This is a genomic window from Paenibacillus sp. J23TS9, assembly GCF_018403225.1.
Taxonomy (GTDB): domain Bacteria; phylum Bacillota; class Bacilli; order Paenibacillales; family Paenibacillaceae; genus Paenibacillus_AQ.
This window is the reverse complement of record NZ_BOSG01000002.1, coordinates 703,400-709,835: the sequence shown is the minus strand read 5'-3', so window position 1 is coordinate 709,835 and position 6,436 is coordinate 703,400. Positions and strand designations below refer to the sequence as shown.

6 protein-coding genes and 8 tRNA genes are annotated in these 6,436 nt (G+C 44.3%); 11 read left to right on the top strand and 3 right to left on the bottom strand.

Translation table 11 applies throughout. The features are described from left to right. The first annotated feature begins 214 nt into the window (after positions 1-214). The 10 genes from KJS65_RS18625 to KJS65_RS18580 all read left to right on the top strand — a co-directional run bounded on the left by KJS65_RS18625 (position 215) and on the right by KJS65_RS18580 (position 2,100). A tRNA-Val gene (locus KJS65_RS18625) sits at positions 215-290 on the top strand. Between the two features lie 25 nt (positions 291-315). Further along, positions 316-389 (top strand) — tRNA-Met (locus KJS65_RS18620). A 71-nt stretch (positions 390-460) separates the two neighbouring features. Then, positions 461-537 (top strand) — tRNA-Asp (locus KJS65_RS18615). 257 nt (positions 538-794) lie between these two features. After that, positions 795-870 (top strand) — tRNA-Lys (locus tag KJS65_RS18610). A 16-nt stretch (positions 871-886) separates the two neighbouring features. Then, positions 887-961: transfer RNA gene (locus KJS65_RS18605), tRNA-Gly, on the top strand. Positions 962-967: 6 nt separating this feature from the next. Then, positions 968-1,041, top strand: a tRNA-Arg gene (locus tag KJS65_RS18600). A 10-nt stretch (positions 1,042-1,051) separates the two neighbouring features. Continuing rightward, a tRNA-Leu gene (locus KJS65_RS18595) sits at positions 1,052-1,134 on the top strand. Positions 1,135-1,141: 7 nt separating this feature from the next. Beyond that, positions 1,142-1,218: transfer RNA gene (locus KJS65_RS18590), tRNA-Pro, on the top strand. 391 nt (positions 1,219-1,609) lie between these two features. Then, complete coding sequence (locus KJS65_RS18585) at positions 1,610-1,810, top strand: cold-shock protein (RefSeq protein ID WP_136607680.1); 201 nt, start codon at positions 1,610-1,612, stop codon at positions 1,808-1,810. Positions 1,811-1,887: 77 nt separating this feature from the next. Continuing rightward, the gene (locus KJS65_RS18580; RefSeq protein WP_136607681.1) at positions 1,888-2,100 is read left to right on the top strand and encodes a cold-shock protein; all 213 of its coding nucleotides are present in this window, start codon (positions 1,888-1,890) and stop codon (positions 2,098-2,100) included. Between the two features lie 326 nt (positions 2,101-2,426). On the opposite strand, the gene KJS65_RS18575 is transcribed toward KJS65_RS18580, so the two are convergent. From KJS65_RS18575 to KJS65_RS18565, 3 genes are all read right to left on the bottom strand, one after another. Further along, entirely contained in the window at positions 2,427-3,014 is a 588-nt protein-coding gene (locus tag KJS65_RS18575) for a dihydrofolate reductase family protein (protein ID WP_213651340.1), read from the bottom strand. Between the two features lie 61 nt (positions 3,015-3,075). Next, positions 3,076-3,492 (bottom strand): sigma-70 family RNA polymerase sigma factor, encoded by a 417-nt coding sequence (locus KJS65_RS18570; RefSeq protein WP_244864626.1) that lies wholly within the window; start codon positions 3,490-3,492, stop codon positions 3,076-3,078. Between the two features lie 891 nt (positions 3,493-4,383). Next, a complete protein-coding gene (locus tag KJS65_RS18565) occupies positions 4,384-5,415 on the bottom strand; it encodes a YheC/YheD family endospore coat-associated protein (RefSeq protein ID WP_213651339.1) in 1,032 nt (343 codons plus the stop codon). Between the two features lie 453 nt (positions 5,416-5,868). On the opposite strand from KJS65_RS18565, the gene KJS65_RS29900 reads away from it, so the two are divergent. Beyond that, the gene (locus tag KJS65_RS29900) at positions 5,869-6,291 is read left to right on the top strand and encodes a hypothetical protein (RefSeq protein WP_244864625.1); all 423 of its coding nucleotides are present in this window, start codon (positions 5,869-5,871) and stop codon (positions 6,289-6,291) included. The last annotated feature ends 145 nt before the right edge of the window (positions 6,292-6,436 follow it).

Here is a 6,436-nt window from a genome sequence, read left to right as displayed (position 1 = left end):
GTCAAGGGGTTAAGACACCTCCCTTTCACGGAGGTAACAGGGGTTCGAATCCCCTACGGGTCACCATTAATTTTACGCTTCGATTGGGGATGAGAATCCATAAGGGTTCGTCGGAGCATGAACTTCGTTAGCGCTGCATCGCAGTCTCGAGCGAAGTGAGAGTATCCCCTACGGGTCACCATTAATTATTTCTTAACAAGTAATACAATCCCATGGAGGCTTAGCTCAGCTGGGAGAGCATCTGCCTTACAAGCAGAGGGTCGGGGGTTCGAACCCCTCAGCCTCCACCAAAAAACTTTATACTTTTATTACTGACGCGGGGTGGAGCAGCCCGGTAGCTCGTCGGGCTCATAACCCGAAGGCCGCAGGTTCAAATCCTGCCCCCGCAATTTATCCCCAAAAAGTGAAGGAATGCTTTGCGGCATATTCCGAATACTTTCCGGGGACCCCATAAGGCCGTGGAACCGTGGTGTAGAGGCCTAACATGCCTGCCTGTCACGCAGGAGATCGCGGGTTCGAATCCCGTCGGTTCCGCCATTTAAATTAGCTTCAGGGATGAGAATCCGGTTATCGGGTTCGTCGGAGCGTCAACTTCGTTAGCACTGCTTCGCAGTCTCGAACGAAGTGAGAGTATCCCGTCGGTTCCGCCATTTAATTAAGCTTCAGGGATGAGAATCCGATTATAGGGTTCGTCGAAGCATCAACTTCGTTAGCGCTGCTTCGCAGTCTCGAACGAAGTGAGAGTATCCCGTCGGTTCCGCGATTTATATTTCATTTAATATTTTTTTAATTGAGAGCCATTAGCTCAGTTGGTAGAGCACCTGACTTTTAATCAGGGTGTCGAAGGTTCGAGTCCTTCATGGCTCACCAGTTTTATAATTTATATGCGGACGTGGCTCAGCGGTAGAGCATCGCCTTGCCAAGGCGAGGGTCGCGGGTTCGATTCCCGTCGTCCGCTCCAATATTTGCGCCCTTAGCTCAGCTGGATAGAGCGTTTGACTACGAATCAAAAGGCCAGGAGTTCGAATCTCTTAGGGCGCGTTTTCTTTAAGCCGGTGTGGCGGAATTGGCAGACGCGCGCGACTCAAAATCGTGAGGGAAACCGTGGGGGTTCGAGTCCCTTCACCGGCACCATCGTTATCGGGATGTAGCTCAGCTTGGTAGAGCACCTGGTTTGGGACCAGGGGGTCGCATGTTCAAATCGTGTCATCCCGACCATTACCCGCAAGGGAAAGTACATCGCCTGTATTCCAGATGGAATCAAGGAGAAGCAAGGTCAAACTTTAGTTCATTTTATATAGATAGCTAATTTATATAATAATTGAGAAACGCACTTAACCCTTGAGAATTATGTTAAGATCACTTGGGAAGTGTGTTTTTTTGTTGCATAATAGTGTCATGGTTAGCAAAAGGTGAATGGATTGAAGTGGAAATACAAGAAAAGTTGTAAATCAACTCCAGTTGTGTGGTATAATTAGTTTATTGGAATTTCGACCTGAAGTCACATATTGTAGAGGGTTATGATTTTGATTATCTAGCCTTGTACAATATGTGATTTTTTTTCGAATTTGAAGATCATGTAATTATGAAAGTATGGAGGTAATGGATCATGGAACAAGGAACAGTAAAGTGGTTTAATGCAGACAAAGGCTTCGGTTTTATCGAGGTTGAAGGCGGAGACGACGTATTCGTGCACTTCAGTGCAATTGTTAGCGAGGGCTTCAAATCGTTGGATGAAGGTCAACGCGTTGAATTTAATGTAGTACAAGGCAATCGAGGCCCACAGGCCGAGAATGTTGTTAAACTATAATTGCTGCTAGAGTCCCAAAACATAGTTTTGGGGCTTTTTTTTTCATCATTATTCCGGAAGAGAAAGAAGGATGCTGCTTGTACTATTCACGGAAAAGACAGATGATTGATCTTCCAGAGGAAATGACAACGATATGGTCATGCACCAATAAAAAGTGCAATGGATGGATGAGGAACAACTTCGTTTTTTTGATTCAACCGATCTGTGGCCAATGCAATTGCTTCATGGAAAAGGGTGAGAAAATGCTGCCTATTCTAGCGAATACAAGTCCTATTCAGACAAAGCACTAAATAAAGCGGCGATTGATGAATCACAAGGGCCACTATCTACACCCGTAGAAGCGTATGTGGCGTTGTCTTCGGACAGGGGTTCGACTCCCTTCGCCTCCACCAACCTTACTAAAAATGAACACGATACACTTACTTGATGGATTTGCAGTAACGAATTGGTTCAACTAATGAAAAGACAGTTAGGCGTTCAAGCTTAACTGTCTTTTCATTTTTGGGACGTATGGATCTACTGTGTTGAATCAATTATAGTATAGGTTGACGGTCCAATGCACATTATCAACTGGGTAACTGTTTGTGTTGACAGTAATGATCTGCCGTTGGTTGAGCTAAGCTTTAGCGGGTCTGTAGGTTACCAAGAGGGAACCAACCTTAAGTGTTTTGACGTCCACGAGATGGAATTCCTTCTGCTCATTAAGATTATCAAACAAATGCTCACCTACGTTGACCACAACCGGGTGCATGACTATCTGATATTCGTCAATAAGATTTGCGTTTGCAAGTGATCGTACGAGCGTTGGACTACCGAAAATAACAATGTCGCCACCGTCACCATTTTTTAGGTCCTTAATTTGCTCTTCTATATTACTGCCAGTCAATTGTTTTGGAGCTTCAAATTCTCCCCATTTTAGATTTTCGTGTGGGCGGGCGCTTGTTACAACGAGTTTGTGGGCGTTGTTTATCTTATCACCCAGGCTTGAACCTCGAGTATTTGGCCACTTTCTAGAGAGGTCTTCGTATGTTCCACGGCCAAGCAAAATGGTATCCGCTGTCTCGAAAATTTTTAATAGATACTGAGAACCTTCCTCAATCCCGGCGCTATTTCTCCAGACCGCCCAGTTGGTTTTGTCCTCGCTTGGATCTCCAGTGACAACTCCATTAATCGAACTGTGAATGAAGAGAATGATTTTACGCATGAACTAACAACCTTTCTATCTTTGATAATCGTAATTTTGTTTCTCATTTATTTAGACGAAATTAGATTGCAAAATTCATCGGTATATTTGTGCAGGAAGCCCAAATCGGGAAAATAATGCGAATGAAAATATCCTCCGGACTCCCCGAGAAATCAGGGGCAGGCCAAATCCAAGCTGAGTCGAGAAACTTTTCGCGGAGTTTGACGGTGAGTATCGCTGGGTCGGATAGGTCAACGGGACGCGTGCGGCGTTTGGCTTGTCTTAGCTTGTCCAGGCATAAGTTTGATGCAATACGATATACCCATGTTTTAAATGAGGAATCCTGCCTGAATGAATGCCAACTTTGCCAAACACGAATAAATGTTTCCTGAACAGCATCGTCTGCGTCATCGATGGATCCTAGCATTCTGTAACAGAACGATGTTAGCTCAGGCTTTAAGTTCTCAAATAACTGAAGCTCCAATGCTGTTTCGTTCATCTTGGCCTCCTTTTGACGGGCGAAACACCCTTTTCATACACGCCACAGAACCGATGGTCTCCATTTATTAAGCCACTTATTCGTCTTTAATAAAATGAGAAAGCACTACCTGAATAATGGGGGGGAGGGACTTTCTCACGCATCTCTGAATATAACGGCAGCTTCGTTTTCAGAGTAGCATAACCCGGTTCCCATGAACATTTTTTAAGAGGATATTCCATCCGCTTTGTTGAACCTGAAATCAAGTTTTTTTGACACAGTTGCGTAAAGGCAAAGTAAACGATGAAAAGCACCGTCCCACGTTAATTAATGTATTTGTGAACGCGATATATCTTTATGATGACAAGATCACACTCATTTTAAATTCCAGCAATCAGCCTGTAACAATTGAACCGTCTTTGGTGGATGAAATTGAGGTCAAAAATAAGGAATTTGAGAGTTCGTATTTAGATAATGATGCTCCATACATAAAACCCGCATATTGAGCGGGTTTTTATTTTTCTTACGGTTAAATTGTAGTCCAAATGTAGTCCAAACTTTTTTGTCCCTATATTATTGGGGAACTCTGTAGCCCATTGAGCTACAGGCAGTTCACTTACCTTTAGCTTAGGAAGATGAGCACCCAAAATGCCATCTATTCAATGCTCATTTATTTGATTTCTTTCTGTTGTTGCTGAGCCAAGCATGCTTGCTTTTCAGCTAATTGCTTAGTTGTCTGCACGCTGATGCTAGCTTATTTGGGACAGCTTTTTATCACGCTTTTTCTAATGTTCACGAACGAGCGTCAGAAGGTCGCACGGATGTGGGTTTACATGGTGGAGGCAGGGGACATGAACCCCTGTCGAAGGCGTGTAACCCCGCCAAGCCCCAAGCCATATATTAAACCATCGGTCAGTGCGTGCATAAATATTGCGCATATTGCATCGGTCGCATATAGACCACACTTTGCTTACGAATGCCATCATATAGTGTTTTTTGCGGCTTTCCGTTTAGCTCAATGATCCAAGTATGTTCATCATTGCCCAACGCAAAATCCACGCTAAATTCTCCTAAATGATAGTCGGGGTTTTCGTCCATGATTTCAGCGCTTCTTAAACTGACGTCGTATATTGAACGAATAATACGATTAGCTTTATAGGGTGGATACAGACGATTGAGTATTTCTTGCGACAAACAGGCTTTATCGTAGATGCTTGTATTAAAACTGCCCTTTGATGCAATCCGGCTGACAAGATTCGTGACCGACCATAGTCCATTCTCACTTTTTTGTACGAGTGCCCGGATATCGAAAATTCGGTCATCTACTTGTTGTATAGGGATACCTTCTTGCATGATATATGGGGTGGAGCCAAGTATCGCTTGTATGCTCTCCTGAAATTGCTGCGTGTCTTGGAAGATGATTTCAGGCGAAAAATAGTGACGGCTTATGTGGATTTCACCTGAAGCCTGCATTTCTACTCGAACTACACCTTTTCCTTGATGGCCATAACAAGGCTTTAAATATAGGTCTTTATGGGTCTTTAGCAATTGAACGGCGTTCTCCTTGTCGAAGGGGGCGGTTGCTGGCAAATAGTCAGAAAGCCATTTGCTTAAATTCGTATAAATCTCTTGTTTACTGAATTGATTAATGTGATTGAAGCACTTATTGACGCCGATTGCTGCCCCCAAACGCTCAATTAATTGTGGGTCGGTATCATAACAGCGGTTGTAGATTACTTGGGGAAATGGAAAATAACCTACCACCCATCTGCCGTTGGATCGATGAAGCCCGATGATACGTTTCCGCCTCCAGTTGATGGAGGATGGGGTAAAACAAAATAATTTCAGGTGCATCGTTTTGGACTGAAGATATTGCTTGAGAACGAACTTCCTTTGATTACGGTTTGCAACCAAAATGCCAACAGAACCGTTTTTTGTACTCATTATTTTCCTCCATCCATCTAATATAAGAGAATCGTATAAACAATGTATGTAACGAGGCAGATAATGCATGGACAACAATACAATCGAAGAGGAAAAATTTTGGTGTACTTGCATAGAAATTTATCTGCCGGAATATCTTGTTCCATGGCCGGTATGGAATGAGGGGTTCCATGGTCATAATGCTCGCTGAATTTAGTTAATAAGGAGTTGCATACAAAGATGGGTAGATTACCAGGTCCTCCGGGGCCTCCTGGACCGCAAGGCCCACCAGGCCCACCAGGCCCGCAGGGTCCGCAAGGTATTTGTCCTCCATGTCCTCCGGGACCTCCTGGACCAGCAGGTCCACAAGGTCCACAAGGACCACAAGGACCACAAGGACCACAAGGTCCACAAGGTCCACAGGGTCCACAGGGTCCTGCTGCAGCAGTATCTTTTGCATTTCTTTGCAGTACGGTGGATCAGTCTGTTGCTGCAGCACCGGCTCCTGGTGGGCAAGGTGGAGCTGTAACTTTTAATGACTCTTTGATCAATAGTACTGCTGTTTCTTTCACTTCACCCTCGAATATCAATATTTTAGAAACGGGATTCTACAACATCAGTTGGTCAGTATTCCCTACGCCGGGTAACTCTGCATTTGGGTTATTCTTTGATCCAGACGCTGCCGGACCTTCTCCAGCAGCTTTGGTTCTTTGCAGCAATTACGGTTCAAGTGCAGGAAACAATCCTTATCAAGGTCAAGTCATTGCTCATTTAACAGCAGGAGGCATTTTGACGCTAAACCGTATTGATCAAATGGGTGCTCTGACATTGCAAGGGAGTATTGGTGGAGGCGCCCCTACCGTTAGTGCTTCAATTGTTATTGAGAAATTGGCATAATTTCAAATGGAGGCTAATTGTGGTTTTGAACATCCACGGTTCGCCCTCCATGCATAGAACCCGCTCATTGAGCGGGTTTTTGCTTTTTCTCGGATGGTTAATGTTGATGGTTAATACTTGTGCAGATCCCCGCAACTTTCCTCTC

Coding starts and splice junctions, on each gene's coding strand:
- KJS65_RS18585 (WP_136607680.1), top strand. CDS start 1,610: ATGGAACAAGGAACAGTAAAGTGGTTTAATGCAGACAAAGGCTTCGGT.
- KJS65_RS18570 (WP_244864626.1), bottom strand. CDS start 3,492: ATGAACGAAACAGCATTGGAGCTTCAGTTATTTGAGAACTTAAAGCCT.
- KJS65_RS18575 (WP_213651340.1), bottom strand. CDS start 3,014: ATGCGTAAAATCATTCTCTTCATTCACAGTTCGATTAATGGAGTTGTC.
- KJS65_RS18565 (WP_213651339.1), bottom strand. CDS start 5,415: ATGAGTACAAAAAACGGTTCTGTTGGCATTTTGGTTGCAAACCGTAAT.